The following is a 25,087-nucleotide window of genomic DNA, read 5'->3' as shown; positions in this document are numbered from 1 at the left end:
GCGCCGAGGGATCACGCGCTGTAGATGCCCCAGTGCTGGTCCGGGTAGGGGCCGTACGGATAGATGTTGATGCTGACGTCGTGCGTGGTGGAGGCGCCGGGGACGGACATGGCCCAGCCCTGGAAGGTCTCCAGCTCGTTGTCGCCGACGTAGCGCCAGAGCTGCGTGCTGGCGTTCCCGCTGCCGGCGTTCGTGCCGCAGCCCTGGAGGGTGAGGATGTCGTTGGTGCCGGGCACGTAGGTGGCGCACAGCGTGTCGTTCTGCTGGGGCTGGATGTAGAACCAGCCGGGGTGGCTGGCCGAGGGATTGAGATACCAGTACTGGTCCGCGTAGCCGCCGCAGTCCCACTGGTCGATCCGCTGTCCCGTGTAGATGACGTCACCGGGGATGGACATGCACAGATCGGAGTTGGCGTTCAAGATCTCCACCCGAGCGCCCTCGGAGGCCGAGGCGGTGCCCGCGCCGGCGCCCAGCGCGACCACCGTGAGCAGGCCGAGCAGCAGGGCCGCCGCCTTGCGGCTTCTCAGCAGTGAAGCGAGTTTTGTTGGCATCGTGGTCCTTTCACTGTCCGTGATGCCAAGCGTCTCCGCGCCCGGTACCCGTCAGGTACCCCGCCGGTACCCCATGGGTTCTCTCAACCGGGCGCGCAGGACTTCGGCGTCGGGGTGGTGCAGGTCGTCGAGAATGGGCAGGGCCTGCCGCCACGCGTGGTGCGCGGCCGGCTCGTCGTCGGCGGCCCGGTGGGTGTCGCCGAGATCGCGGGAACCGTTGGCGCGTGAACAGAGCCTGCACCGTGATGCGTCCATCCAGGACCTGTTTACCTGCCCATGTTCCAGATATTTCGCGCTCCGCAAAGGATCAGTCGTCCGAAAGCCGCTCTCTCCAGTGAGCGAGGTTGGCATGGGTGAACAAGGTGTCGAGGTGGTCGGCACCTAACAGCCGTATCCGGTCGGCCAGCAACTGTTTGATGTGCCCTGAGTTTCGTGGAGCCGGCTCGCTGGACTTCATGAACCACACCCCGGCGGTCGCCTGGTCAAGCTGTACCACCCGCGGCATGAGAGTGCGGTCCCGCGGGAGAACGACCTGCCCCGTCACGGTTTGGCGATGTACGGACCGGGGCTTGCGTGCGGACGTCAAGGAAGGGGACGCCATCGCGTCCGTCGACGTCCCGTCACCGTGTGGGCCGGTACGCGCCTCATCTTGTCCCGTCTGGGCAAGGTCTTGTATCTCTCGGAGTTCGCCGAGGACGAGGTGATGGTTCACCGGATCAGCCATCGACGCGCCGGATTCCAGTTCGGCAGCTGTGCCTCGCGACCGGCCGCTCTGCCTGGGTTGCGTCCTCAGCCGGTTCGTCGGCCTGATCGGACGTGAACGAACGACCAGTGCTGCGGTTAGTCTCCGGTCAGGGCCGCCGACACCGTCCAGAGGCGTTGTGCAGTGGCCGGGTCGAGAGCCCATTGCTTCACCCCGTGCGGGTGGTCGGCGAGTTCGGCGTCGTCCGGCACTCTGTACGCTTCTTGCGCGTCGTCGAGGTAGTGACCGCCGGTGTGGGCGAACTGCGGTGCGACTGCTGCCACGACGCTCGTGGCCGCTCCCTGTTCGACCGTCTTGTAGGTGAAGATGCCCGCGGCTTCGGCCGCGGCGAGGGATTCCTTCTGGGCCGAGGTGAAGTTCCGCTGCAGTCCGGTCGCGACTCCGCCGGGGTTGACGGCGTTCGCGAAGATTCCGTCGGCCGCCCAGCGGCGGGTTGCTTCCACGGCGAACAGCGAGTTCGCCGTTTTCGATTGCGCGTAGGCGGTCTGAGGGTTGTACGCGCGGCGCGTGAAGTGCAGATCGGCGAAGTCGACGCCGGCGCGCATGTGCGCGGTGGAGCTGACCGAGACGATCCGCGCCTCGCCGCGGTCTGCGGCGCCGCGGGCTAGTGCCGCGTGCAGGCTGGCGGCCAGCGCGAAGTGGCCGAGGTGGTTCGTGGCGAACTGCAGTTCCCAGCCCTGCGCGGTGTAGGCCGGTCCGCCGGTGACGATGCCCGCGTTGTTCACGAGGAGGTGCAGGGGGCCCACCCACTTCTGCGCGAAGCGGCGGACAGACTCCTGGTCGGCGAGGTCGAGCCGGGCGACCCGCGAACGGGGTCCCGCGGTCGCGGCGGCGGTGTTGCGGACGGCCAGGGTCACCTCGGCTCCCGCGGCGGCCAGCGCCCGCGCGGTTTCCGCGCCGATCCCGGATGAGGCCCCGGTGACGATGGCGCGGACGCCGTCGAGGTCGACACCGACCAGGACGTCGTCCGCAGTGCTGGCGGCGGTGAACGGGGTGGTGATGAGCTGAGGTGCGGTCACTCGGCGAACTATACAGACTGAACAGAACTTGTATAGTAAGATCGGATCCCGTAAAGTTGCCGCATGGCCGTTTCCGAAGCTGCGGACGCTGCCGAGACCAGTCGCCGGGACGCGGTGCTCGAGTCGGCACTGCTGACGTTCGCCCGGCACGGGTACCGGAAGACGTCCATGGACGAAGTCGCGCGCACGGCCCGGATCTCCCGGCCGGGGCTGTACTTTCTGTTCGCGTCCAAACAGGACCTGTTTCGGACGGCGGTCACCCAGGCGATCGAGCAGGACCTGGCCGCGGCCGAGGAGATCCTCGCCGACACCGGAAAGCCGTTGCGAGAGCGGCTGATCGGCGCGTTCGACCGGTGGGCCGGCCGCTACGTCGGACCGATGAGCCGCGACGTCCCGGAGGTCATCGAGCAGAACCCGGACCTGCTGGGGACGATCACCCGCACGGCTCCGAAGCGATTCGAAAAACTCGTCGTCGCCGCGGTGGGCGGGCAGGCGGCGACCGGTGTCGCACAGACGCTGATCAGCGCGTCGGTCGGGTTGAAGCACCAGGTGGAGACCCGGGAGGAGTATCTCGGCCGCATGGACACCGCCATCAGCCTTCTCGTCCCCTGAGCGACTGCGACCCAGCGGAGTCTCAGTGTCGTTGAGGCGGAGCGGAGCTGCGGCCTCTACTCCTCATGGACACGCGCCGAACGCCCGCTCATCGGGGCGGTCTCAACGGGTCAACGCAACACCGCGTATCTCCAGGCAGAGAGGACGTGGTGCAACTGAGTGTGGTCACCTGAACTGGCCCCGGTTGGGCCGTCGTTCTTCACCAATATTGGCCCCGCCTTGGTGGTGACCTCGCTGTTCGTGGGGGCAGCGTGTCGTCGCGAATAGTGGCCCCACCCGGGTTGTGATCTTCACGTCGGTGTCGTCGTCGGCGTGGAGGTCGGGAATGGCGCGGTCGAAGGTGGAACTGTTCGAGCAGATCAGACGAGACCGGCGGATCGAGGGACTGTCCATTCGGGAGCTGGCCGAGCGTGTGGGGCTCGAAAACTCGTCGCTGCAGCTCAACATGCGTAGCGGCACTCATTGATGCCTCCCAACAGTCGGGAGGCACGCAGACGTCAACGAGGACCGCGACCGCCGTAGCCAAGACAGGCAGCACGAGGTCTGCCGCCGGTTCTTTTCACGGTGGGAGCGCTACGTGAACATCAACAAAACCTCCTACTACGCCACCCGGCCTGGCGGTGGCCCGAAGCGGCCACGGGGCATACCCGCCATTGCACTACCGGTTCGCTGACCGATCTGCCGATTGGTCGGCTACCGTCCGTCCCAGACGCCCGCCGACGCCATATCCGCGCGTGATCCTTGGGGAAGCCCACTGACCGCGCCCCCACGACTGCACGGATCGGCTCGGCAGGGCGTGACGTCACGCCCGGCAGAGCCGGGCGGCTGTCATCGGCCTGGCGGCAAAGGACCACTTCGAGCTCCGTCCGGTCCGGCCGCGGGATCCGCAGCGTCTCGATGGTGGCCCGAGGTTCCGGCTGGGTCGCGGGCATATGTGCTCGCGCCGCGCTCAATCGCGCAGGCCATGGACGTCGTGGAGATCGAGCACAGTGCCGTTGGCGGCCTTGGGCAGCGGCAGCGAACGCGCGGATGCGGCGTGAATTGCGGTAGTCGGGCGTGCTCAGCCTGCCTGCTCCGGATCTGCTCCGGGCGGTTGGTCGAGCCCGTCGCGTTGCAGCCGGCTGTCCCGCGCACCCGGCGCGGTCTGGCGTTTGGCTGTGGTCCACGTACTCAATCGTGGTGTCGACCTCGTCGAGGTCGCGGCAGCGGAAGATCGGTCATGGCCGTCGGGAGGGCGGCGCAGTCGATTGTGGCGATCAGAGGAACCGAAGGTGCTCGACATCGGACGGAAGCCACACGGACCGCCGAACCCACCACCGGCCCATCGCCGCCACCGGTCAGCAGCGCACACGGGCGGATGAGCTCCAGCCATCGCTCGACCTCGTCGGCGGGAATGTCCCGATCGAGCGCCTCGGCGCAGATCTGATTGAGAATCCGCGCGTTGCGAGGAGTCACCCTGCGACCGTAGAACCTGGGTCTGACATTTCTCGCTCCCTACCGGTTCAGGCGGCCCAGTTGCGGGTGATGAATGCAGCGGCCGCGCGCAGGGCGTGGTCGGCGTCGTCGAGCAGGGCCGCGAAGCCCTGGAAGACGTGCGGCACCTGCGGCCAGACCTGGAGTTCCACGAAGACGTCGTGCTCGGCGGCGCGCGCGGCGAGCCGGACGGCGTCGTCGAGCAGGATCTCGTGCGAGCCGACCTGGATGAGCAGCGGCGGCAGGCCGGTGAAGTCGGCGAAGATCGGGCTGGCCAACGGCGTGGCGGCGTCGCGCTCGCCGAGGTAGTCGTGGGCGCGGGTGCGCAGGCCCTCGGCAGTGAGCGCGGGATCGACGTCAGCCTTGCTGGTCGCGCTGGCACCCGACACCGTCAGATCGGTCCACGGTGAGAAGACCACGGCCGAGGAGGGCTGTGGGAGGCCGGCGTCCTTGAGCGCGAGGAGGGTCGCGGTGACCAGTCCGCCGCCGGCGGACTCGCCGACGAACGCGATCCTGTCGCTGGGCAGGCCGTCGTCGAGCAGGGCTCGGTAGGCGGCCACGGCATCGTCGATGGCCGCGGGGAACGGGTGCTCGGGCGCGAGGCGGTAGTCGACCGAGACGGCCCGGGCCCCGACGCGCCGGGACACGTCCGCGGCCAGGCCGACGGAGTCGGCAGCCGAGCCGAGGGCGTAGGCGCCCCCGTGGAGGTAGAGCACGGCGACCGACGGGTCGATCCCCGGGGTCTCGACGGTCACGACGGGCACGCCGCCGAGTTCGCCCTGCTTGGCCGAGACGTCCTCGGGCAGCGGCGCCGCGGAGATCATCTCGTGGAAGATCACGCGCTGCTCGGCGACGTCGCCGCCGAGGTCGAGCGGGGCGTGGCGCAGGAGTTCGTCGAGGGCTTGGCGCTGCTGCTGGGTCATGGTGGCCCTCTTCGAGTTGGTGGGGAACGGCTCAGGTCAGCGCGGCGGGCCCAGCACGATGTTGCCGTACTTGTCGGCGATCGCCGGGTCGGGCTTCACCGTGAAGCCGGGCGGGCGCGGGGTGGACTTGTCCCGGCCGGTCTCGCGGAACATGCCCTCGATGCCGGCCGGCGTGTTGATCATCAGCAGGTCGGCCTTCTTCGAGGTGATGCGGTAGCCGTGCGGGATCCGCTTGGGCAGGAACACCACGCCGCCCTCGGCCAGTTCGTACTCCTGGTCGTCGCACCACACCAGGGCGGTGCCCTTGATCAGCAGGAAGATCTCGTCCTCGTGCTGGTGCTGGTGATAGGGCGGGGCCTCGCCCTCGCTGACGTCGAAGCGGCCCATCATGAGCTGGCCGTCGGTGGCCGCCGCGTCCAGCAGGATCGCCAGTGTGCCGCCGTCGAGCCAGTCGAGTTGTTGCTGCTGCTCGGGTTGCGCGAGGTAGGCCATGCTCATTAACCGGACGATATCGTCCGATTGATCGGACTGTCAACGGACCGGCATCATCGACGCCGTGATCGAGCGACGGGCCAACGACGGCGTCCGGCAACGGGAACTGCGGCGGGACGCGGCGGACAACCGGGACCGGGTGCTGGCCGCCGCCGGCGCCGCGGTCCGCCGGGAGGGCACGGCGGTGCCGATGGCCACCGTCGCGGCGGACGCCGGGGTCGGCGTTGGCACCGTCTACCGTCACTTCCCGTCCCGCGAGGCGCTGCTCGGCGCGCTGACACATCGATCGTTCCAACTCGTGTTGGACGCGGTCACCAGTGCCGCCGAGGCCGATCGGCCGGGAATCGAGGCCGTGCGCGGCTTTCTCGACCGGACCATCGAGCACGGGCCCGATCTCGTGCTGCCCCTGCACGGCGGGCCGCCGGTGCTGGACCCGGACACCGTCGCCCTCCAGACCGAGGTGCACCGCCGGCTCGGCTCCCTGCTGCGCCGGGGCCAGCGTGACGGCACGATCCGGAGCGACGCGCGCACTGCCGATGTCGTGATCTTCGGCGCGCTGCTGGCCCAACAACTCCCCCACGTCCCCGACTGGCACCGCACCGCGCGCCGGCTCGTAGACATCTACCTGGCCGGCCTGGCACCGACAAACCCGTGCCGCTCCGACACATGATGACCTGACCAGCAGGTGATCGACTCCGGGCCGAGCCACCGCCATCGTGAGGCAGAGCGGGCCGCCTAAACCACTGGGTGCCGGGTGAGGGCCTGGGTAACGAGACAGGAAAACTCCTGGTACGTCGGACGTTGCACCGCAGTGCGGTCCTCGGGTTCGAACTGCATCTGTCGGCGGTGCGCAACTCCGGACTGCGAGCCCTGACGCAGACTTTGACCGAACAAACCGCACCGTGCCGGCCTGTGGGTTCCAGAAGTCGGCCACCGGCGCTGATCAGTAGTTTCACGTGGCCCGTTCGTGCTCGTTGACCAGGCCTCCGAGAAGCCGCTGTCGCTTGATCTGCGGAGAGTTGAGGTCTGCGACGGGGTAGGTCGGGCGGAGCTCGCGTGCCCAGCTGGAGTGCCGACTACGTGAGATTGGGCCAGGTATCGACGCGGTTGCTTGAGAACGTGCCACCTACGGCGGTGGACGGCGACCTGGAAGTACGCCGGCACCGAGGTGACCAGACCGGACCGGGACCTGGCGTCGATGCCGATGGCCGGCTGCGAACCGGTTCGCCGGTTCTCCTGACACCGCGCGCAGCGGCACCGACGCGGATTGCAGTACCTCGTCAGCACCGGCCGGATACGTTGTGTCCCAACCGATCCGGCTGCGGTTCCGTATCGGCGGCCAGGCCCGAGAGCACACCGGACTTCCTGGCACTGGTCGTACGGCGACAGATACTGGGCCACCCTGACCGGCGCGACCGCGTGCTACGACGTGATCGACCCGCCACGACCCGCCATTGAGTCCAATATGGACCAGCGGCGGGTGCCCGGACGCAGTGCCCACCGCAGGTGAACAACTGGCTCCGGGACCACTCCCAGCGGTATGTTCGGCCTGATGCGGGTTGGTCCAGGGGTCTCATGGCACGGTTCGTCGCGTTCATCCTGTGTATCGCGACCTTGGCCGCATGTAGCTCGGAGCCCGAGGACCAGCGGCCGTCGCCGACGGTGTCCGCCGGCGAGGTGGAGAACCGGCTGCAGGAGCACCTCACCCGGGCTCGTGACAGCGGTGTTCGGCACTGATGTCACCGTGTCCGGGCCCGCGGTGACCCGTACTCCGGGCTGCGGCAACGCAGGCCCTGACTGGGCTGTCACGCCACGCGCCGAGCTCAAGGTCTCGGCCGGCGACCGCGACCGGACCGACAAGTACTTCGACGACGTACAGATCTGGCGGTCCAGCAACGGCTTCGGCAAGGAAGTCGGGCACTCGGGCAACTCGGCGAGTCCGGTCGAGGAGTACGACCTGGAAGGCCCCGACGGCGTGCTGATGACCACCCAGGTGCACCGGGACACCAACCAGTTCAACCTCGTGCTGACCGGCCCGTGCGCGTGGCCACCGGACCGCCCGGACGGCCCGGCCTCCGGACAGCTCAAGCCCCTGCCCGCACCGAGTGAAAAGGCCAAGGCGGACGTCGACGTAAACAGCGAGGTTTGCAAGTCACCACGGCTCTACGTCTTCGACCCGGCCGCTCCCCCGTACGCCGGTCCCGGCCCACATCCCCTCACGATCCTCAACTACGGTCCGCGGAACGTCTCATTCACGCACGAGAAAGTCGCGGAGCCCGCCGGCTGGCTGGCCGGCGCCGCGCAGTCCCTGTGGGGTTCCATGAGCCCGTCACCGGTGCTGACCAGTAGCTTTACGCGACCCGCTCGTACTCGTTGATCAGACCCCCGAGTACCTGCCGCGATGTGATCCGCTGGGGCATCGAGGTTCATCGTGGGGTGAGTCGGACGGGGTGGGCGAAGCTCGCGAGACCGGTGCGGCCGGCGACCGTGGTAATGCCGAACGTACTCAGCCAGCACGGCGTTGAGACGCCGCTCGCTCAGGATCAGCACGCGATCGGTGAGTTCGGATCTGGCTGTGAGCACGAACCGTTCGGCGTAGCAGTTCGCGCGTGGGCAACGTGGTGGGATCTTGAACTCGCCGACCCGCTCCCCCAGGTCCATCACGAGACGAGCCGCTAGAAATTTACTGCGGCAGAAACTTACTGCTACGATACTTTTATAGCCACCGCACCATCCCGGTCGGCACACGCGGGAAGGACCCAGATGAGTGTCATTGCGCTGCAGGCGGTCGGGCTCTTTCTGGCCGGCACGCTGGCCGGCGAGGAGTTCATCGTCCGGTACGGGGTGCAGCCGGCCCTGCGTCGTCTCGACGACCGTGCACACGTCGCCGCCCGTGTTGCCTTGGTGCGCGCCCTGCGCATCGTCGTCCCGATCATCATGCTGCCCACCGTGCTCGTCGCCGTCGCAGTGGTGATCGTCGACGCCGGAGGCGCCGGCGCCGGCTGGCGCTGGGCCGGCACGGCGGCGCTCGGCGCGTTCCTGCTGTTCTCCTTTCTCGGCACGGTGCCTCTCAACATGAAGGTCGCCGACTGGCAGCCCGACAACCCGCCCGCCGACTGGCGGACCACCGTTCTGCGCTGGCAGCGCATCGACGTCTTGCGCTCATCGGCGGCGATCATCGCTTTCCTGTGTCTGGTCGTGGCCTTCGCGGCGCAGGCGTCATGACCGGTCACCCAGTCGCTGAGGGGCTGCGCGAGCGCAAGAAGCGCGCGATGCGCCGGCAGTTGTCCGACACCGCCACGGACATGTTCCTCCAACATGGCTTCGACGAAGTGCGTGTCGTCGACATCGCCGAGGCCTGCGGTGTCTCCGAGAAGACCGTCTTCAACTACTTCCCCACCAAGGAAGCCCTGCTCCTGGACCGACTCGAAGCCACCGGGGACGCGCTGCGCACCTACCTCGCCGACCCCGCCCTCCCTCCGGTCACCGCGATGCTCCGCGTCCTGGACGAGGACCTGGACAGGCTCGCCGCCGGCTTCGCCGCCGCACCCGACCTGGAACAGGCCCTCGGCCGGTACCGCGGCTTCGGCGACCTCGTCCGCACCACACCGTCGCTGCGGACCTACCTCAACACCATCGCCGACCGGTACGTCGGCGTCGCCGCCGAGGTGCTGGCCGCCCGAGCCGGATACCGTCACGACGACCCCGAGCCCCAGATCACCGCCGCCGCGCTGCTCGGCCTGTGGCGCATCCAGTTCGCCGGCCTGCGAAGCCGCCTCCAGCCCGGACGGCCCGTGCCGGACTCGATCACCGCCGTGCGCGACGACGTCCGCCGTGCCGCAGCGCTGATCGAAAACGGCATCGCCGAATTCCCGCCGGCCGCCGGCGCACGCGAGACCTGAGTCCCGGGCAGTCGGACGACACGACGTGCCGATTCCCGGTCAGCGCCTCGATACCATCGCGGCCACGGCTCGCAGCCGACGCCGCATCGTCATGGTCCTGCTCGCGCTGGCGCTGGATCATGGAACGGTGGATCGGCAGCTGCCGCCGACATCAAGGTCGACAGACGAGACCGACTCGGCGGAGCCATCCACGAATACCGGCAGGTCGCATAGGGCGGCCGGGTTTCGGGCACCCGCACGGGCTGGTCGGGGTGGTGGGGCAACGCCGCTGGGATGCCTTGTTTCTCTTTCACCCCAACGATTCCGGCGCTGTCCTACAGCTGGCGGAAGAGCCTGCCCGTTTTCGTGCCGCATCCCGCGAACCTGGAGATGCCGACCGGGGACCGAGTTCGTCTTCCGTAGCAGCCCCAACTTCGTGGGACCGTCGTCCCGCGCCGCAGGACTCAAGTCCTTCACCGGGAATCTGGAGGCGGATCGCTAGTGTTGCCGCCAACGCTGGGCAGTGCTGGGTCCACCTGCGATGCGGACGCCGGCCACGTCGATGACGGTGCCACCCCGTGGGGCGGAGCGGGCGAACACGGAGGTTGGTAACCCGGGGGCGGCATCGGCTGACCGAAGGACGGCGGCGGCTGATATCCAGGTGGGGGCATCGGGTGACTCGGCGGCCGATAGTCCGAGGGTGGCCCGAAGTGGAGGAGCCGTTGTTGTTGTCGGGCCGCTCGCATAGCGCGGAAGTACCCGTGAGACGTGGGCAGTGCGAGCAGCACGGCCGACCCGGTGGCGAGCAGAATCGCGGCCCAGGCCGCCATCTGAGTCAGGACCCGATACCAGAGCACCGAGTCGTACGGCCCGATGACCAGCAGCCCGATGTTGAAGCAGACCGTCAGTCCGCCGAGCACCCATGTCAGCACCCGCGCCGCCGGCCGCCCTCGGCCGCCGAGGATCGCCAGCAGCAGGCAAAGGAAGCTGAAGACCACCGCCATCGCGGCGTACAGCACCAGGCCGACCGCGGCGAGCTCGCCTGCCGCGTCGTCGCGGGCGCGGTCGCTCTCGTAGTGTCCGAGTTCGGGGATCGCGAAGAGCGCACCGATCGCGCCGACCAGGGCAAGTGCCGCGACGCCGGCGAACAGATAGCTGCCCGCGAACACCGTGGCCGGTGGTTTCCGGTCCGTACGCGCCGCCATGGTCGTCACGCCGCGCTCCTGTCCGCAGGCCGCGTGCGGCGGCGGTGCAGCAGCCAGGCCCCCGCCACCAGCCAACCCGCCAGCGGCAGGGCGGCGAGCGGGTAGAACCACGGGTTCGACGTCGCCGGAGCCGGCTTGGCGAAGGCCTCGACGGGTGGCTTGGAACTGGTCAAGCCGCCGAACCACATGTCCCGGCCGGCCTGGTCCGGTTTGTACAGCGCGCCGGCCACCGCGCCGGCCATGTCCGGGTGGTCCTTGGTGAAGGCGGCGGCGCTCACCCTGTCCTGGTTGATCCGGCTGAAGTCCACCCCGCCGTAGACGTAGGTGTTGGTGTAGACGGTGTTGCCCTCGGTGGTGGTGTGCGTGACGGTGAACTCGCCGTTCTTGTAGGACTGGACGTACTGGTCGAAGACCTGTCGCGGGGTCCACGGCACCCGGGACTGCCAGCGGCTGATGTCGCCCTTGCCGATGAGGTCGGAGTACGCGGTGTGCTTGATGGCGCTGCGCTGCCGGAACCACTCGGCGGCCACCCGGCTCGCGTACACCCGGCGCAGGTCGGCGTACTCGGGCGCGTGGTTCACCGCGTCCTGCACCCGCGGCAGCACCGTCGTCTTGTACACCTGCTCGTTGTGCCGGGTGGTGGCCGGGTCCTGCTGGCCGCAGTCCGCCCCGACCCCGGCCGCCTTGACGTAGTCGCTCTCCGTCTCGACCCGCAGCGGGGTGTCCAGGATGTAGAGCTCGTCGCCGTTGTCCCGGACCGTCGCCGTGTCGGGCACGATCCAGTTCCGCATCTGCAGGCACGGCGAGTCGCCCTGCATCGCGTCCCAGAACTGCTTGCCGGCCGGGGTGTCCGGGTGGATGAGCTTGGCGACGGTCTTCTTCATCTGCAGGTCCGCCTGCAGCAGCACCCGCCCGGCGTCGGTCCTGCCGAACTGGGAGTCGATGATCCGGTCGGGCTCGTCCGGATTGAGGTTCACCCAGAACTTGTCGGGGCTCAGCTCCAGCCAGGTGAAGAAGGAGTCCGAGGCGAGTTGGGCCGAAGCCTGGCCGCCGAAGGACTGCGCGTCGGCGGGCAACGCGTCCGCCTTGAACGCGTACTGCACGCCGGAACCGTTGTGGTAGGTGTCCGAGACGTACCGCAGCTGCAGGGTGGAGAAGTCCACGCCGCCGAGATCGGGTTGGCTGTCAGCCGAATCGTCCACTCCGGCGCTGGCGTCCTGCGCGGTGAGCCACTGGTTGGCCACGCCCTGCGTGACCGCCTCCCCGTCCGAGTTGGGTGCGGTGGCGATCGCGTCGGCCAGTGGGCCGACGGCCGAGACCTGGCCGGGAGCGGTCAGTGGGGCGCCGCCGCCGGCCGGGCCGCCCTTCGGATCGGGCGACGCCGGAGCGGAGACTCCGCCGGTGCCCTCCTCCGGCGGCTGCTGGCCGCCCCAGTTGTCCGGCATCACGGGCTGCGCGAGCGCCGGCCAGTACACGATGGGGACCTGGATCCCGGCGGCCTTGGCCTCCTCCTGGATCATGGCGCGCGACTTGTCGTCGGGCATCTTCGCAAAGACGTAGTAGAGCCGGCAGCCGGTCGCCTTGGCGATCTGGATCAGGTCCTGGAGCTGTTCGCGGCCGGCATCGGTGTCGATCGAATTCCCGGACTTGAGTTCGAGAATCATCTTGAGCTTGGTCAGATCCGTGGCGTCCAGCGGACGGTTGACCTTGTGTAGCTTCGACTTCAGCTGCGCCTTCAGCTCGGGCGACAACTGCTCGCCGTACTTCCATTCCCCCTGTGACAGCACGGGATCCGCGGCGATGGCCTGCTTCTTGTAAGCCGGCTCGAATCCATATTTGCCGTTGGTCGGGCCACCCTTGCTCTTGTTGTTCTTGATGTTCACGTACTGCGCGCGCCACGCCGGCCACTGGCTCGCGTAGGCCTTGAACTCCTTCCACCGGGCGAGCATGTAGGACTCGCTCCGCCAGGGATACGTGGCCTTCCCGGACGCGTCCGTCACCGGGCCCACGCCGGCGAGTTCGTCCGCCGTGGGCTCGGGGGTGTTGTCGAGCGCCTTCTCGTCGCCGTACACCACTTTCGCGTATATCTCCCGCCACACGTCCCAACCGGGCTGCGTCTGGAGGTACCGGCCCCAGGCGGCGTACATGTGCTGCCAGGTGCCGTCCTTCTGCGCGGCCGGGTCCTTGGCGATCTTGTCCAGGTCGGCTTGAGTGGGCATGGGCACGTGGAGGAGCGCGCTGTGGTCCTCGTACTCGTACACGCCCTGGGTCTGGATCGTCGGCGTGTCGCCGGATCCGACCACAGCGCCGGGCGGCACCGCGGACGGGTCGGCCGCCGCCGGCGCCGCGATGAACGTGGCCACCAGGCCGATGACGGCAGCGACGACCCGCACGCGAAAGCGGCTACGGGAGCGCGACAGGAGAGCCTTCGACACAGACTCAGTCTCCAGAGCCGGTCGGACGGCCGTCAACCTCCTACGAGGGAGTCACGCGAGGGAGTCACGGGCTACCAGGACGTCCATTCCTGGAACAACCCACCGAGCAGCTGACGGTCTCTCAGCTTGAGCATGCGCGCCAGATTCAACAGCGGAGTGTAGGACGCCTTGACGTCAAGCCGCTGCACCCAGCAGTACCCCACGAAGGGACTGTGTCCGTCGGGCTCGCCCGGCGTGTGCTCCCAACGGGACGGTCGTGCCCGCCGCAGCACCTCACCCCAGTACCACGCGGCATTCTCGGCGAAGTTGGCCCGTTCCGGTGACCGGAACAGCTCCTCGGTCGGCGTCGCCTCGCTCACGACAGCGGCCAGGGCGTCGATCGAGTCGGCGGAGAAGTCCCACCGGTCGGCCGGACCGTGGCTGGCGGCCCAGTCCGGGAACGCGCGCTCCCGCTCGGCCAGCCAATCCCGCAGGAACAGCGAATTCGACGGTGGCGGCGGATACGGCAGATCAGGAAGGACGAAGCCGCGCTCCCACTCGTCGAGACGGCGACGCGCTTCCTCCTCCGGATCGGTAGGCATGACGGGAGTCTAGGCCGAACCGGCGGCTCGGTGAGTCCGGTCCGGATTGAGCCAGTCCGGTGAAGCAGCCGAAAGTCACCCCCCGGCGTCGACGACACCGGTACCTTTCCCCCACTCGCACCCTCCACAAGGGTCGTGACACCCGAGGGGGACCGATGCAGGGCAAGCCACGCGCCGTCTCGGCCGTCATGATCGTGTTGCTGGCACTGGCCTGCGTCGCGATCGGCAGCGCCGTCGCCGAGGTGCTGCGCTACCGCGATCTCGCCGACACGCTCGGCGGATTCGAGCAGTCGACGGCCGAGCTGGGCTCGAAATCCGGCATCAACATCCAGTTCACCCAGCTCCCGTCGATCGCCATCGGGCCCACCATCACCGTGGTGGTCGTGCTGGCGGCCATCGCGGCCGGCCTGGTCACGCTGGCGCTCACGCTTCGGCAGCCCCACCCACGGGCCCGGGTGATCACGCTCGTGGCGGCGGGAACGCTCGCCGTGCTGGCCGTCGCCCAGGCCGGGATCGCGCTGACCACTCAGCTCGCGCTGAATCAGGTCGACGCCGAGTTCCAGAGCATGCAGCAGAGCCTGGGCGCGCAGTACCAACACGTGGGAGCCATGCCGGCGTTCGGGGACCTGCTGCCGAGTTGGCCGTACTACGTCGACTACCTGACCTCAGCCCTCGCCGTCATCGGGTGCGCCGCCGTCATCGTGCTGCTGGCCACACCGGGCGCGAGGACCTGGTTCGCAGCCGCCAAGACCGGCCCGTCCGTGTCGACCGAACCACCGTCGGCCGACCTGCCCGGCGCCGCGCCAGTGGCGGCCGTAGTGGATACCCAGACCATCGTCTCGGATCCGTGGCTGCGGTCGATCGTCAGCGAGCTGATGAGCGGCCCACGAAGCCTTACCGACCTTCAGACGGGGCCCCTTGGCACGAATCCCGAGGTGCTGAACTGGCGGCTGTGGGATCTGATCAACGCCGGCGTGGTGAGCCAATCGCCCTCGTCGACGTCCACCGTCTATGAACTGACCCCACGCGGTGAGCAACTCCGGACGATGCTTGCCGAGGCCAACCGTGCGGATCAGGGAAACAGGCCCGTCTAGTAGATTGTCGCGGCTAACTCTTGGGGTATAGGTGGCGGAGTTTGACGCGTGCGTCGTCGGTGGTGAACTGCCAGCGGACCTGGCGTTGCTCGGTGTTGATGGCGTGTTGCCAGGCGGCGAGTTCGGCGTTGAGCGTGTCGAGGTCGTTGATGCGGCGGTCGAGGCATTGCCGCGACAGCGTGGACAACTCGATCTCGGCGATGTTGAGCCAGGACCCGTGTTTGGGGGTGTGGTGAATCTCCAGGCGCTGGGCCAGGGCGAAGGCCTCGTCGGGTGCGAAGGCCTCGTAGAGCGAGGCGATGCCGTGGGTGTTGAGATTGTCCATGACCAGCACCACGGTCTCGGCGTCGGGATAGTCGACGGTCAGTAGTTGTTTGAGCTGCTCAGCCCAATCGATCTTGGTCCGCCGGGCCAGGGCGTGGACACGGCGCCACCCTTGCAGGGGCTCGACCCACACGAAGATCGAGCAGGTGCCACAGCGGACGTATTCGCTGTCCTCGCAAGCGTTCTGGCCTGGCCGGGCGGGGAGCGGGTCGCGGACGTGGCCAAGTAGCTGGAAGGGTTTCTCGTCCATGCACACGACCGGGCGGGCGGGGTCGTGCGGCCGGGCGTAGACCGCCAGCACGTCCTCCATGCGGGCGGCGAACTCCGCGTTCGCCCGTGGCGGGATGTTCCAGCACTTCCTCAGATGAGGGCGCAGTTCCGTTTTTTTAGGACCCGGCCGATGGTGGAGTGATCCAGGTTCGGGATGTCCTCGGTGAGTTCGACGTGTTTTTCCAGCAGCCGCAACGACCACCGGGCATGCCCCGCGGGCGGCTGGGAGCACGCCAGGGCAATCAGCCGGGCCTCCACCTCGCCGGTCACCGGGGACGGCACCGGTGGAAGGTCACGCTTCTTCCGCGAGATCGTGGCAAGGACATCGCCACCGGTCTCAGCGAACCGCCTGGCAACCAGCCGCAGCATCTCGCCCGAGACCCCGAGTCGGGCCGCGATCACGTCCTTCGGATCGGGTTCGCCCACCGAGGTGTCCAGCGCGAGCAGCACCCGTGCCCGCCTGATCGTCGATGCCGGATGCACACCCGTGGTGGTCAGCCGGCTCAACTCTTCACGATCCCGCGCCGACAACGTGACCGGCCGCTTCATCAGTGAGGCCATGGCAAAGTCCTTGTCCGGCAGGGAAAGGGACCTGCCGGACAACAGCCTCCCAGTCACAGGCACCACAACTAAGCAGCGACACGCTACTAGTGGCTTGTCCCGCAACCTTGGTCGGGTAATGCGTCCAGGTCCGGATCGGTGAGTCGGTCGCGAACCCGGTCTTGGGCTGGGCGCGGGCGTTGCGCCAGCGGACATACGCCGCGATCGCGGCGTTCTGCTCGGCGTGACTGCGATGGTCGGTCCCGCCCAGCGCGAAGTGCCTCAGGGCGGCGAACTCGGCCTCGATCCAGTTCAACCACGACCCGTAGGTCGGCTAGGACACAGCTCCACCTCGTTGCCGGCGCACCACGCGCGGACGGAGGCACTCGACGCTCTCGCCGCCGATCGCGATCCGCTCGCTGTCCACTTCGGACTGAGCGGCCAGCCACCACAGGCCGGTGTAGCAGTCCTCCAGCGGAGCCGGAAACGGCGTGCTCAGGCGCCAGCCGGTATTCCACGTGTGGTGATCCTGCTGCGTGGCAACCAGTGTGCCAGGCGCAGGCCCGGATGGAAGGCGGATTCGGGCATCGCGCGGACTCCGTTCAGCACTCCCCAAAGGGACTTTCGGTGATCCGGTCAGGCGGTCGGTCAGGCCGCGAGGTCACCACGCCGGATCAGGAGGCCAACACCCGGTGGAGCCAGTCCACCCGGCCGCTTCCGCCGCCTGGGAGACCGGTGCCTGCGGCACGAATCCGGCGAACCAGTGGAAGCCACCGGGCCACACGTGCAACTCGGCCCGGCCGCCGTGGGCCCAGATCCGCGAGGCGTACGCGACGGTCTCGTCGCGGAAGGTCTCCGCCGAGCCCACGTCGAGAAAGGTCGGTGGCAGACCGGACAGATCGGTGGCGCGGGCGGGCGCGGCGTACGGCTCGACGTGCGCACCGCCACGCCGGTCACCGAGCAACGCAGTCCAGCCGAACTCGGTCGACCGGTGATCCCAGAGCCCAGCCCGGCCATCTGGATCGACGAGACCGTGTCGTTGCGGTCATCCAGCATCGGGCAGAGCAGCATCTGCGCCAGTGGACGCACCGTCCCCGGTCCCGGGCCAGCGACGTGGTGGCCGCGGCCAGGCCGCCGCCCGCACTGCCGCCGAACATCACGATCCGGTCCGGGTCGACGCCGAAGCCCTCGGAATCGGCCACTGTCCACAGCCGTACTAGCGGGAGCACATTCTCAGCACCGACTCAGCTCGTGATCAATGCTCGGAATCACGAGCTCCTTCACTGTGGCAAGTAGATTTGAGCGCGAGCTTGGAGAACGGACGTGAGCATGCCGTTGACCCTGGATTCAACTGGGGGGACAAGGGGTCGCGGGTTCACATCCTGTCGTCCCGACGGTCGAGAGGGTCCTCGCAGCTCAGGCGCTGTGAGGACCCTCTTTTTATGATCTTGTTCCGTTCGTCGAGCTCAAGCACGGGCCGGTGCGGGCTGCCACTGTAGACCGTTTCCGCGCGCATCCGCTCATGCCGGGCTGAGGAAGTGGTTCCGCGACGGCGGTCAGGTGGCGCGCAACAGGCCGTTCTCCCAGGCCCATACGGCGATCTCGACGCGATTGCGCAGGCCCAGCTTGTGCTGGATGCCGGCGACGTGGCTCTTGACGGTGCTCAGCGAGATGAACAGCTCGGCGGCGATCTCCTGGTTGGTGCGGCCACGGGCGACGGCGCGGGCGACCTCGGTCTCGCGGTCGGACAGGGCGCGGGGCACGCCGCTGCGGGAGGTGGTGATGGCGGTGAGATGGCGCAGCAGGCGGACGGTGATCGAAGGCGAGACGAGGGCGTCGCCGGCATGGGCGGCGCGCACGGCTTCGACCAGCAGGCCGGGACCGGCGTCCTTGAGGACGAAGCCGGCGGCGCCGCCGTGAAGGGCGCCGTAGACATACTCGTCCAGGTCGAAGGTGGTGACCACGACCACCCGCAGCGGATCCACTACGCCCGGACCGGCCAGGGCGCGGGTCACCTGGATGCCGTCGACGCGAGGCATGCGGATGTCGACCAGGCACACGTCGGGGCGGAGGCGTCGGGCCAGGGCCACAGCTTCAAGGCCGTCGGCGGCCTCGCCGATCACGGTGATGTCGGGCTGGTCCTCCAGGATCAGCCGCAACCCGCGGCGGATCATCGCCTGGTCGTCGGCCAGCAGCACGGTGATGCCCATCAGCGTCGGCCCGCCGGAACGGGCAGCCGGGCCACCACGGACCAGCCGCGTTCTGGACCCGGACCGGCGGTGAGCGTGCCGCCGAGGGCTTCGACGCGTTCGCGGAGTCCGATCAGTCCGTAGCCGCCGCGGTGACGCATGGCCGGCGCCGGGGCGTCGTCGGCGACCTCGACGGCGACATGCCCCGGTTCCTGGCTCACCTGCACGGTGGCGCGACCCGCGTTCGGGGCGTGCCGGACGACGTTGGTCAACGCCTCCCGCACGACCCGGTGGACGGTGCTGGTGATCTCGTACGGCCACTCCGACTGGTCTTCGGGCAGCTGCAGGCTCACGGCGGGCCCGTGCCGGGCGAAGCGGGCCACGAGATCGGAGAGGTGCTCGGTCCCGGCCGGCGCGGCGTCGCCGGCGTGACGCAGCAGGCCCACGACCCGGCGCATCGCAGCCAGCGCCTCGGAGCTGGCCGTCTCGATGTCGGCCAACGCCTCGTCGAGCTGCTCCGGATGCCTGCGGCGGGCGATCCTGGCGGCCTGCGCCTGCACGACAACGCCGGTGATGTGGTGGGCAACGACATCGTGCAGTTCCCGCGCCAACTCCAGACGTTCGTCGCGGCGAACCTGGTCGATCACTGCCAGCCGGCGGATCCGGCGCAGCCTCAGCGCCAGGCCCGTGGCGACGGCCAGCAGCCAGCCCAGCCCATTGGCCAGGACCACACCCGAGTGCAGGGGCGAACCATGCGCGGTGAGCAGACTGCCCGCGGCCACCCCGAGACCGCCGACCGCGACGCCGGTCGCCGGTAGCGGCGGCAGCGTCCGGACCGCGGCGGCCACCAGCACCGACAGCGCCAGGGCCATGGCGGGCCCTGGTTCTCCCGGCCAGCCGGTGAATCCCACGACGACAACGGCAACCGCGGCCACGGCCAGCGCCGCGACCGCCGGACGGGCTGGATCACGCCGGCCCACCAGCGCGATGCCGCACACCACGGCCCCAACGGCCAGGTCGAACTGCCAGTAACCCGCGCCCCAACTCGTCGCGATGCGCGCAGCCTCAAACCCGAGCGCGGCAGCGAACACCACCCCGAACACGACATCTGCAGCGATCCTCGCCAGCCGCCCCCACACGTTCACGCGGCCAGGCTACGGAGTCGTGCCCGGGGTGGAGCACTGGCCGAAAGTACGAACGCGGGCCCATCAATCGTGCTTTGCCCTGATGCCGACTGTCGGTCCGGCTGGCCAGGATCGACGGCCATGTCCACCCAAGACACTCCGGTCGACCGCGGTCGAATCGTGGCCCTCGACGTCGTCCGCGGGTTCGCGCTGTGCGGGATCCTGCTGGCCAATGCGCAGCCGATAGCCGCCGAGGGAGGGTTCGCCGCCACCTCGGGACAGGTGGTGGATCCGGCCGGGTTCGGGCTGTTCGTGGAGCAGCGCTTCATGCCGATCTTCTCGCTGCTGTTCGGTGTCGGCTTCTCCCTCCTGCTACGCGCCGCCGCCGGCCGCACCCCCAGCCCTCGACTGCTTCTGCTGCGCCGGTTGCTGGCGTTGTTGGTCATCGGTGTGGCGCACTTCGTGTTCCTGTGGCACGGCGACATCCTGTCCACCTACGCCGTTATGGGCCTGCTCGTGCTGCTGCCATCCACCTGGCTGCCCCGCGCCGCCGTCGCCCCGCTCGGCACCGCCTTCCTCGCCACATCACTGCTCACCGGCGACGGCCGCTTCACCTACGTCGCCGGCCTGTTCCTGCTCGGCTCCGCCCTGGTCCGGTACGACGTCATCGACCACACCGTCCGGGGTGTGCGCCTGGCGGCCCCGGTGCTGGCCGTCGCCGCCGTGCCCGCCCTGTGGTGGCAGTCCGGCCTCTCGTCCACCGACCGCCACTTCCCGCTGGCCCTCGCCCTGACCGGCCTCCTGCTTGCCGGGCTCTACATCTGCTTGATGCTTCTCCTGCTCCGCACCCGCTTTGGGCCCGTGCTCGTGACCGTGTTCGCGCCGCTCGGCCGAATGGCCCTGACCAACTACCTCACCGCCACCGCCTTGGTGCTCGTCATCGGCCGCCTCATCGGCGGCCACCCCGAGGCCTGGACCGCCGGCACCGTCGTGGGCATCGCCGGCGGCATCCTCGCCATCCAGTGGCTCTGGTCCACCCTGTGGCTGCGCCGCTGCCACTACGGACCCGTGGAGTGGCTCTGGCGCTGGGCAACGTGGATGCGCCGCCCACCCCTGCGTCGCCGTCGCACCGGGCCCGCATTCGCGTCAGACGTGGCAAGTGACAACAGGGCCGAGAGGCAGTGACCGCAGTCGAACACCTTCAGACGTCGACGTGTGCCCCTGTGCGTGCCGAAAAAACCATCCATGCAGTTCAAGCGGCATGTTGATATTCGTGGATGACTCCGCCGAGACGGTCCTGTCGGCGTATGGCGAGGTGTCGCGATCGCGGATGAGGAACCTGACCTGCGCGAGGTGGGGTGCGCGGTGGCGCCAAGAATGCGGATGCGCCGGCCAGCGTGCCGGGTCGGTGCAGGGGTGCTCGCCGAAATCGACCATCGGGAAGGCGGCACCGCCGGTGAACAGGAACACCTGTTGGAAATCGGCACGGTGCACTGCGGCCACCGACTCGGGCGACAATCTGGCGCGCAGGGTGCGGAAATCGACCACGTCGAGTCCGAGGTGAGGCCTTTCAGGGTTGCTGAAGCCGAATTGGACGACCGGATCCCGCGGCGTGACGTGTCCACTTTTGACCACCACAATTCCTGAATCTACCTCGTACCGCCGCCCTTGCCCGGGCAGATTGGTCACGACGGGTGAACGGGTCCGCGGACCAGACGAGGGAGACCAACGGTGGACAACAAAGAACTGGTGCTCAAGGCCGCGGGCGAGCTGTTCGGCGAGCGGGACACGATGGCGGTCGACCGGTGGGTCGCGCCCGGCTACCGGCAGCACAGCTCGCTGGCCGCGGACGGCCCAGAGGCGCTGCGCGGCTTGGTGGCCGGACTGCCCGACGGCTTCCGCTACGAGCTCGCCCGGGTGATCGCCGACGGCGACCTCGTCGCTCTGCACGGCATCTACCACGGCTTCGGCCCCGAGCCGCTGGTCGCGTTCGACCTGTTCCGGGTGGAGAACGGCAAGCTCGCCGAGCACTGGGACGCTCTGACGCCGGTGGTCGGCAAGACCGCCAGCGGTCGGTCGCAGACCGACGGCGCCGCCGCGCCCGCCGCGTTGGCGGACACCGAGGGGAGCCGCGCGGTTGTCGCCGAGTTCGCGCAGCGCGTGCTCATCGACGCCGACTACTCCGTGCTCACCGACTACATCTCGACCGAGACCTACCTCCAGCACAACCCCGAGGCGGCCGACGGCCTGGACGGTTTCGGCGCCGCCGCCGCGCGCTGGGCGGCTGATGGCAAGAACCTGGCCTACAAGACCGTGCACCGGGACGTGGCCGAAGGCGATCTCGTGCTGCTCCAGTCGGAGGGCGAGTTCGGCCAGGCGGTCGCCTACTGGGACCTGTTCCGGGTCGACGGCGGCAAGATCGTCGAGCACTGGGACGTCATCGCGCCGGTCCCGGCGGAGCTGCCGCACCGCAACGGCCTGTTCTGAGCCGGCGGGCGAAACGACTGGCACGAAAGCGAACCATCATGGTCATCGAGCGAGGGCCCGTCATCGGCGGGCAGGGCGTTTCCGCCGCGGGCCGGCGCACCACCGAGAACGCCAATCCCCACCCCGGCAAGCCGGCCGGCGACCTCCGCGTCAGCCTGCCCCTGGGCGCGTACCGTGAAGCGATCCTCCTCGACCGGCCGTTTCAGCCCACGGCCCCGCCTGCCTCGCCGGAGCTGCTCGACGGCATCGCGGAAGCCGCGGTGCGGGCGCTCGGCTACGGCGCGAGCACGTGGCGGAACACAGGGCTCACGCCCCGCCAGGTGTTGCGTGCGGCGCTCACGGTCCGGAGGCCGGAGCCGTTGGAGCCGCACGTCACATCGCTTCTGGACACGTTGCTGGGCGGGGAACGCGCACTGCGCATGGCAACGGACGCGCTGGCCGTGCCCACGGTGGCGGAGATCTGGCCGGCGACCCGATATCCGGCCGCCGATCTGACGGCGCTGTGGCGTGGCGACATCACGATGCTGCGCGCCGACGCGGTCGCCAACGCCGCCAACCGCGCACTGCTCGGTTGTTTCCGGCCGATGCACAACTGTGTGGACAACGCCGTCCACGCCGCCGCCGGGCCGTGGCTGCGCGAGGACTGCCACACGATTGCGACTGCGCAAGGGGCGCCGGAGACGACCGGCGCCGCAAAGATCACCCGCGGGTACCACCTGCCCGCCCGCTACGTGGTGCACACGGTGGGGCCGATCGTCGACGGCCTGCTAGAGCCGTGGCACGAACAGGCACTGGCCCGGTCGTATCGAGCCTGCCTCGAGTTGGCCGCGGAGGTCGAGGACATCCGCACGGTCGCGTTCTGCGGCATCAGCACCGGCGTGTTCGGCTTCCCGAAGGCTCGTGCCGCCCGGATCGCCCTCGACGCCGTCGCCGGCTGGCTCGGCACGCGTCCCAACCGGTTCGACCGCGTCGTTTTCACCACTTTCGCCTCGGACGACGACGCCGCATACCAGGAGCACCTAGCCACATGGACGATCTGATCCGCACGCTGTCCCGCTGGTTCGACGAGGCCGACCACGTGCTGGTGGCGGCGGGTGCCGGTCTCTCGGCCGCCGCAGGTTACGACTACGCCGACACCGACCGGTTCGCCGAGCTGTTTCCGGTCCTGCGCCGGCTCGGACTGCGTGCCCGCTATCAGTTGATCGGCCTGCCGCTGCCGCCGCACCGGCTGTGGGGCTACTGGGCGGTGCACGTCGACGACATCCGCTTCGGCCCGGGGACCGCCGTGGTGTACGAACAGCTGCGCGAGCTGGTCGGTGAGCGGGACCACTTCGTCTGGACGTCCAATGTGGACGGACTGTTTGAGCGCAACGGCTTCGCACCGGAGCGGGTCTGGACCCCGCAGGGCGACTACGCCCGCTACCAGTGCGAACTCCCGTGCAGCGGCGAGACCTGGCCGAGCCGGCCGATCATCGAGGCCGCGTTGGCCGCCTACGACCCGGCCAGCGGCGCGGTCGCCGACGAGGCCATTCCGGTCTGCCCGAACTGCGGAGGAGCCGTCTTCCTCAATGTCCACAAGGGACCCGAGTTCATCGGCGAACCGTACGACGCCACCGGACGAGAGCTCGCCGGCTGGTGGCGAGGTCTGCCCGCCGGCGCGCGGCCGCTGGTGGTCGAGATCGGGGCCGGGCTCAGCACCCCGTCGGTGGTTCGCTGGCCGGTTGAGGCGGCGACCCGGCTCGTGCCGGGAGCTCGGCTGGTCCGGATCAACGCCGCACACCCCGCGGTGCCGCCGGACCTCGAGGGCCATGCCCTGGCCGTACCGAGGGAGGCCGCCGGGTTGCTGGCGGATCTCGCCAGCACCTACCGAAAGGCCAGGACATGAAGATCACCGCCGCGGTGGTGGACGAACTGCACGGCTCGTTCGGCCTGCGTGATGTGCTGCTCGACGAGCCCCGGCCGGGCGAGGTGCTGGTCCGGGTCGCCGCGACCGGGATCTGCCACACCGACTCGATCACCCGCCACGGCGATCTGCCGTTTCCGCTGCCCGGCGTGCTTGGGCACGAGGGCGCCGGTGTGGTGGAAGCGCTCGGGCCCGGCGTCGACCACGTCCAGGTGGGCGACCACGTGGTGCTGGGCTGGCCGTGGTGCGGGGCCTGCCGCAACTGCCTCGACGGTCAGCCGCGCTACTGCCTGCGGCTGACGGACCTGCTGGTCGGCGGTCGCCGTCCAGACGGGTCGACCGCGCTGCACGACCTCGACGGGACGCCGTTGTCGAGCCACTTCTTCGGCCAGTCCTCGTTTGCCACCAAGGCGATCGTGCCGGCCCGCGGGCTGGTCCCGGTTGCCCCGGACCTCCCGCTCGACCTGCTCGGGCCGCTCGCCTGCGGGCTGTCGACCGGCGCGGGCGCGGTGCTCAACGTGCTGCGTCCGCATGTCGGCTCCGCACTTGTCGTCTACGGCGCGGGCTCGGTCGGGCTCGCCGCGATCATGGCGGCCCGCAACACCGGCGCCACGCGGATCATCGCCGTCGACCGGCACGCCTCGCGGCTTTCTCTGGCCAGCAGGTTCGGCGCCACCGACACGATCGAGGCCACCGGCGCCGACCCTGTCGCCGCGGTTCACGAGATCTGCGGCGGGCCGGCCGACTTCAGCCTGGAGTGCACCGGCGTTGTCGCCGTCTGCCGCCAGGCCGCGGACTCGGTGGGCATGCGCGGGGTCTGTGCGCTCGTCGGCGGCGCGCCGGCCGGCGCCACGGTCGAGCTGGACCACCTGAGCACCTTGTGGGGCAAGCGGATCATTGGCATCCTCGGTGGCGAGGGGCGGAGCATCCCGCTGATCACCACCTTGATCGAGCTGCACCGACAGGGCCGCTTCCCGTTCGACGAGCTGGTCACCCATTTTCCGTTCGAGCGCATTGAAGAGGCATTCGCCGCCGCGCACTCCGGCGCGGTGCTCAAACCGGTGCTGCGCATGTCATGAACCGGCGCCGACCGGGCGGCAGCCGTCGGTCGCCCGGCTCCGCCTGCCGCTCGCGGTGAGTGTGACCGCGCCGTCGGTGCAGAATTCGACTACGGGGCAACAACTTCTGGACCGCATCGCGGTCGAGCACTCGACCGTGTCG

General features: G+C 69.2%; 28 protein-coding genes and 2 pseudogenes. 13 read left to right on the top strand and 17 right to left on the bottom strand.

All coding sequences use genetic code 11. The features are described 5' to 3' along the window. Window positions 1-11 precede the first annotated feature (11 nt). The 4 genes from KUTG_RS47695 to KUTG_RS47685 all read right to left on the bottom strand — a co-directional run bounded on the left by KUTG_RS47695 (window position 12) and on the right by KUTG_RS47685 (window position 2,483). A complete protein-coding gene (locus tag KUTG_RS47695; RefSeq protein ID WP_043726577.1) occupies window positions 12-551 on the bottom strand; it encodes an RICIN domain-containing protein in 540 nt (179 codons plus the stop codon). Window positions 552-602: 51 nt separating this feature from the next. Next, window positions 603-806: a hypothetical protein gene (locus tag KUTG_RS59910; RefSeq protein WP_157495307.1), complete on the bottom strand. Its 204-nt coding sequence runs from the start codon at window positions 804-806 to the stop codon at window positions 603-605. 52 nt (window positions 807-858) lie between these two features. Further along, entirely contained in the window at window positions 859-1,047 is a 189-nt protein-coding gene (locus KUTG_RS47690) for a hypothetical protein (protein ID WP_157495306.1), read from the bottom strand. A 344-nt stretch (window positions 1,048-1,391) separates the two neighbouring features. Then, window positions 1,392-2,483 carry an SDR family NAD(P)-dependent oxidoreductase gene (locus tag KUTG_RS47685; RefSeq protein WP_232241325.1) on the bottom strand — a complete coding sequence of 364 codons (1,092 nt, stop codon included), beginning with the start codon at window positions 2,481-2,483 and terminating at the stop codon, window positions 1,392-1,394. A gap of 18 nt (window positions 2,484-2,501) precedes the next feature. Here KUTG_RS47685 and KUTG_RS47680 point away from each other — a divergent pair, with 18 nt between their 5' ends. Together KUTG_RS47680 and KUTG_RS59905 are read left to right on the top strand one after the other, a co-directional pair. Further along, window positions 2,502-2,945, top strand: a complete 444-nt coding sequence (locus tag KUTG_RS47680; RefSeq protein WP_232241324.1) for a TetR/AcrR family transcriptional regulator — start codon at window positions 2,502-2,504, stop codon at window positions 2,943-2,945. A gap of 325 nt (window positions 2,946-3,270) precedes the next feature. Continuing rightward, complete coding sequence (locus KUTG_RS59905; protein WP_157495305.1) at window positions 3,271-3,411, top strand: hypothetical protein; 141 nt, start codon at window positions 3,271-3,273, stop codon at window positions 3,409-3,411. A gap of 1,036 nt (window positions 3,412-4,447) precedes the next feature. Here KUTG_RS59905 and KUTG_RS47675 read toward each other — a convergent pair. After that, on the bottom strand, window positions 4,448-5,341 hold the full coding sequence (locus tag KUTG_RS47675; RefSeq protein ID WP_043726570.1) for an alpha/beta hydrolase: 894 nt from the start codon (window positions 5,339-5,341) through the stop codon (window positions 4,448-4,450). Between the two features lie 36 nt (window positions 5,342-5,377). Continuing rightward, window positions 5,378-5,839, bottom strand: a complete 462-nt coding sequence (locus KUTG_RS47670) for a cupin domain-containing protein (protein WP_043726567.1) — start codon at window positions 5,837-5,839, stop codon at window positions 5,378-5,380. A 58-nt stretch (window positions 5,840-5,897) separates the two neighbouring features. Between KUTG_RS47670 and KUTG_RS47665 the strand changes: the two genes are divergently transcribed. From KUTG_RS47665 to KUTG_RS47660, 3 genes are all read left to right on the top strand, one after another. Further along, window positions 5,898-6,503, top strand: a complete 606-nt coding sequence (locus tag KUTG_RS47665; protein ID WP_232241323.1) for a TetR/AcrR family transcriptional regulator — start codon at window positions 5,898-5,900, stop codon at window positions 6,501-6,503. 905 nt (window positions 6,504-7,408) lie between these two features. Continuing rightward, window positions 7,409-7,570: a hypothetical protein gene (locus KUTG_RS59900; RefSeq protein ID WP_157495303.1), complete on the top strand. Its 162-nt coding sequence runs from the start codon at window positions 7,409-7,411 to the stop codon at window positions 7,568-7,570. A 22-nt stretch (window positions 7,571-7,592) separates the two neighbouring features. After that, window positions 7,593-8,210, top strand: coding sequence for a hypothetical protein (locus KUTG_RS47660; protein ID WP_157495302.1), 618 nt, complete (start codon window positions 7,593-7,595; stop codon window positions 8,208-8,210). Window positions 8,211-8,341: 131 nt separating this feature from the next. Here the strand turns inward: KUTG_RS47660 and KUTG_RS64785 are convergent. After that, a pseudogene (locus tag KUTG_RS64785) lies at window positions 8,342-8,494 on the bottom strand (hypothetical protein); the annotation flags it as partial. Window positions 8,495-8,596: 102 nt separating this feature from the next. On the opposite strand from KUTG_RS64785, the gene KUTG_RS47650 reads away from it, so the two are divergent. Both KUTG_RS47650 and KUTG_RS47645 read left to right on the top strand, forming a co-directional pair. Further along, complete coding sequence (locus KUTG_RS47650; protein WP_043726555.1) at window positions 8,597-9,058, top strand: anthrone oxygenase family protein; 462 nt, start codon at window positions 8,597-8,599, stop codon at window positions 9,056-9,058. After that, window positions 9,055-9,735, top strand: coding sequence for a TetR family transcriptional regulator (locus KUTG_RS47645; protein WP_043726552.1), 681 nt, complete (start codon window positions 9,055-9,057; stop codon window positions 9,733-9,735). The genes KUTG_RS47650 and KUTG_RS47645 overlap by 4 nt, the downstream gene beginning before the upstream one ends. A gap of 452 nt (window positions 9,736-10,187) precedes the next feature. Here the strand turns inward: KUTG_RS47645 and KUTG_RS47640 are convergent, their stop codons facing one another. The 3 genes from KUTG_RS47640 to KUTG_RS47630 all read right to left on the bottom strand — a co-directional run bounded on the left by KUTG_RS47640 (window position 10,188) and on the right by KUTG_RS47630 (window position 13,935). Next, window positions 10,188-10,883, bottom strand: a complete 696-nt coding sequence (locus KUTG_RS47640) for a hypothetical protein (protein ID WP_198047602.1) — start codon at window positions 10,881-10,883, stop codon at window positions 10,188-10,190. A gap of 41 nt (window positions 10,884-10,924) precedes the next feature. After that, the gene (locus tag KUTG_RS47635; protein WP_043726549.1) at window positions 10,925-13,312 is read right to left on the bottom strand and encodes a hypothetical protein; all 2,388 of its coding nucleotides are present in this window, start codon (window positions 13,310-13,312) and stop codon (window positions 10,925-10,927) included. Between the two features lie 113 nt (window positions 13,313-13,425). Continuing rightward, on the bottom strand, window positions 13,426-13,935 hold the full coding sequence (locus KUTG_RS47630; protein WP_043726547.1) for a hypothetical protein: 510 nt from the start codon (window positions 13,933-13,935) through the stop codon (window positions 13,426-13,428). A 155-nt stretch (window positions 13,936-14,090) separates the two neighbouring features. On the opposite strand from KUTG_RS47630, the gene KUTG_RS54925 reads away from it, so the two are divergent. Then, window positions 14,091-15,029, top strand: a complete 939-nt coding sequence (locus KUTG_RS54925) for a winged helix-turn-helix transcriptional regulator (protein ID WP_052396288.1) — start codon at window positions 14,091-14,093, stop codon at window positions 15,027-15,029. 13 nt (window positions 15,030-15,042) lie between these two features. On the opposite strand, the gene KUTG_RS59895 is transcribed toward KUTG_RS54925, so the two are convergent. The 6 genes and pseudogenes from KUTG_RS59895 to KUTG_RS47600 form a co-directional block, all read right to left on the bottom strand. Beyond that, window positions 15,043-15,825 (bottom strand): IS630 family transposase, encoded by a 783-nt coding sequence (locus tag KUTG_RS59895; protein WP_198047082.1) that lies wholly within the window; start codon window positions 15,823-15,825, stop codon window positions 15,043-15,045. Further along, complete coding sequence (locus KUTG_RS62585) at window positions 15,714-16,073, bottom strand: helix-turn-helix domain-containing protein (RefSeq protein WP_198047081.1); 360 nt, start codon at window positions 16,071-16,073, stop codon at window positions 15,714-15,716. The genes KUTG_RS59895 and KUTG_RS62585 overlap by 112 nt, the downstream gene beginning before the upstream one ends. A 61-nt stretch (window positions 16,074-16,134) precedes the next feature. Beyond that, window positions 16,135-16,479 (bottom strand): hypothetical protein, encoded by a 345-nt coding sequence (locus KUTG_RS62580; RefSeq protein WP_198047601.1) that lies wholly within the window; start codon window positions 16,477-16,479, stop codon window positions 16,135-16,137. 358 nt (window positions 16,480-16,837) lie between these two features. Beyond that, window positions 16,838-17,374 (bottom strand): annotated as a pseudogene (locus KUTG_RS57455) (alpha/beta hydrolase fold domain-containing protein); the annotation flags it as partial. Window positions 17,375-17,719: 345 nt separating this feature from the next. Beyond that, a complete protein-coding gene (locus KUTG_RS47605) occupies window positions 17,720-18,373 on the bottom strand; it encodes a response regulator (protein ID WP_043726545.1) in 654 nt (217 codons plus the stop codon). After that, window positions 18,373-19,497: a sensor histidine kinase gene (locus KUTG_RS47600; protein WP_198047600.1), complete on the bottom strand. Its 1,125-nt coding sequence runs from the start codon at window positions 19,495-19,497 to the stop codon at window positions 18,373-18,375. The genes KUTG_RS47605 and KUTG_RS47600 overlap by 1 nt, the downstream gene beginning before the upstream one ends. Before the next feature lie 120 nt (window positions 19,498-19,617). Between KUTG_RS47600 and KUTG_RS47595 the strand changes: the two genes are divergently transcribed. Continuing rightward, window positions 19,618-20,661: a DUF418 domain-containing protein gene (locus tag KUTG_RS47595; protein ID WP_063753655.1), complete on the top strand. Its 1,044-nt coding sequence runs from the start codon at window positions 19,618-19,620 to the stop codon at window positions 20,659-20,661. On the opposite strand, the gene KUTG_RS59885 is transcribed toward KUTG_RS47595, so the two are convergent. Continuing rightward, window positions 20,623-21,165 carry a hypothetical protein gene (locus tag KUTG_RS59885; RefSeq protein ID WP_157495301.1) on the bottom strand — a complete coding sequence of 181 codons (543 nt, stop codon included), beginning with the start codon at window positions 21,163-21,165 and terminating at the stop codon, window positions 20,623-20,625. The genes KUTG_RS47595 and KUTG_RS59885 overlap by 39 nt on opposite strands. A 42-nt stretch (window positions 21,166-21,207) precedes the next feature. Here KUTG_RS59885 and KUTG_RS47590 point away from each other — a divergent pair, with 42 nt between their 5' ends. The 4 genes from KUTG_RS47590 to KUTG_RS47575 are packed head-to-tail and all read left to right on the top strand — an operon-like array spanning window position 21,208 to window position 24,945. Continuing rightward, a complete protein-coding gene (locus KUTG_RS47590; RefSeq protein ID WP_043726542.1) occupies window positions 21,208-21,963 on the top strand; it encodes a nuclear transport factor 2 family protein in 756 nt (251 codons plus the stop codon). Between the two features lie 38 nt (window positions 21,964-22,001). Beyond that, window positions 22,002-23,003: a macro domain-containing protein gene (locus KUTG_RS47585; RefSeq protein ID WP_084580692.1), complete on the top strand. Its 1,002-nt coding sequence runs from the start codon at window positions 22,002-22,004 to the stop codon at window positions 23,001-23,003. Next, window positions 22,991-23,848 (top strand): SIR2 family NAD-dependent protein deacylase, encoded by an 858-nt coding sequence (locus tag KUTG_RS47580; RefSeq protein ID WP_043726539.1) that lies wholly within the window; start codon window positions 22,991-22,993, stop codon window positions 23,846-23,848. Before KUTG_RS47585 ends, KUTG_RS47580 begins: the two co-directional genes overlap by 13 nt. Continuing rightward, window positions 23,845-24,945, top strand: coding sequence for an NAD(P)-dependent alcohol dehydrogenase (locus tag KUTG_RS47575; RefSeq protein ID WP_043726536.1), 1,101 nt, complete (start codon window positions 23,845-23,847; stop codon window positions 24,943-24,945). Before KUTG_RS47580 ends, KUTG_RS47575 begins: the two co-directional genes overlap by 4 nt. The last annotated feature ends 142 nt before the right edge of the window (window positions 24,946-25,087 follow it).

The sequence above is a fragment of the Kutzneria sp. 744 genome, assembly GCF_000568255.1.
Taxonomy (GTDB): domain Bacteria; phylum Actinomycetota; class Actinomycetes; order Mycobacteriales; family Pseudonocardiaceae; genus Kutzneria.
The sequence above is the reverse complement of the archived record's forward strand: the minus strand, read 5'-3'. Positions and strand labels throughout refer to the sequence as shown.

Bases quoted from the DNA above. Each gene is read 5' to 3' on its own strand.
- KUTG_RS47695 (WP_043726577.1), bottom strand. From the start codon at position 551: ATGCCAACAAAACTCGCTTCACTGCTGAGAAGCCGCAAGGCGGCGGCC.
- KUTG_RS59910 (WP_157495307.1), bottom strand. From the start codon at position 806: ATGGACGCATCACGGTGCAGGCTCTGTTCACGCGCCAACGGTTCCCGC.
- KUTG_RS47680 (WP_232241324.1), top strand. From the start codon at position 2,502: ATGGACGAAGTCGCGCGCACGGCCCGGATCTCCCGGCCGGGGCTGTAC.
- KUTG_RS59905 (WP_157495305.1), top strand. From the start codon at position 3,271: ATGGCGCGGTCGAAGGTGGAACTGTTCGAGCAGATCAGACGAGACCGG.
- KUTG_RS47675 (WP_043726570.1), bottom strand. From the start codon at position 5,341: ATGACCCAGCAGCAGCGCCAAGCCCTCGACGAACTCCTGCGCCACGCC.
- KUTG_RS47670 (WP_043726567.1), bottom strand. From the start codon at position 5,839: ATGAGCATGGCCTACCTCGCGCAACCCGAGCAGCAGCAACAACTCGAC.
- KUTG_RS59900 (WP_157495303.1), top strand. From the start codon at position 7,409: ATGGCACGGTTCGTCGCGTTCATCCTGTGTATCGCGACCTTGGCCGCA.
- KUTG_RS47650 (WP_043726555.1), top strand. From the start codon at position 8,597: ATGAGTGTCATTGCGCTGCAGGCGGTCGGGCTCTTTCTGGCCGGCACG.
- KUTG_RS47645 (WP_043726552.1), top strand. From the start codon at position 9,055: ATGACCGGTCACCCAGTCGCTGAGGGGCTGCGCGAGCGCAAGAAGCGC.
- KUTG_RS47630 (WP_043726547.1), bottom strand. From the start codon at position 13,935: ATGCCTACCGATCCGGAGGAGGAAGCGCGTCGCCGTCTCGACGAGTGG.
- KUTG_RS54925 (WP_052396288.1), top strand. From the start codon at position 14,091: ATGCAGGGCAAGCCACGCGCCGTCTCGGCCGTCATGATCGTGTTGCTG.
- KUTG_RS47605 (WP_043726545.1), bottom strand. From the start codon at position 18,373: ATGGGCATCACCGTGCTGCTGGCCGACGACCAGGCGATGATCCGCCGC.
- KUTG_RS47595 (WP_063753655.1), top strand. From the start codon at position 19,618: ATGTCCACCCAAGACACTCCGGTCGACCGCGGTCGAATCGTGGCCCTC.
- KUTG_RS47585 (WP_084580692.1), top strand. From the start codon at position 22,002: ATGGTCATCGAGCGAGGGCCCGTCATCGGCGGGCAGGGCGTTTCCGCC.
- KUTG_RS47580 (WP_043726539.1), top strand. From the start codon at position 22,991: ATGGACGATCTGATCCGCACGCTGTCCCGCTGGTTCGACGAGGCCGAC.
- KUTG_RS47575 (WP_043726536.1), top strand. From the start codon at position 23,845: ATGAAGATCACCGCCGCGGTGGTGGACGAACTGCACGGCTCGTTCGGC.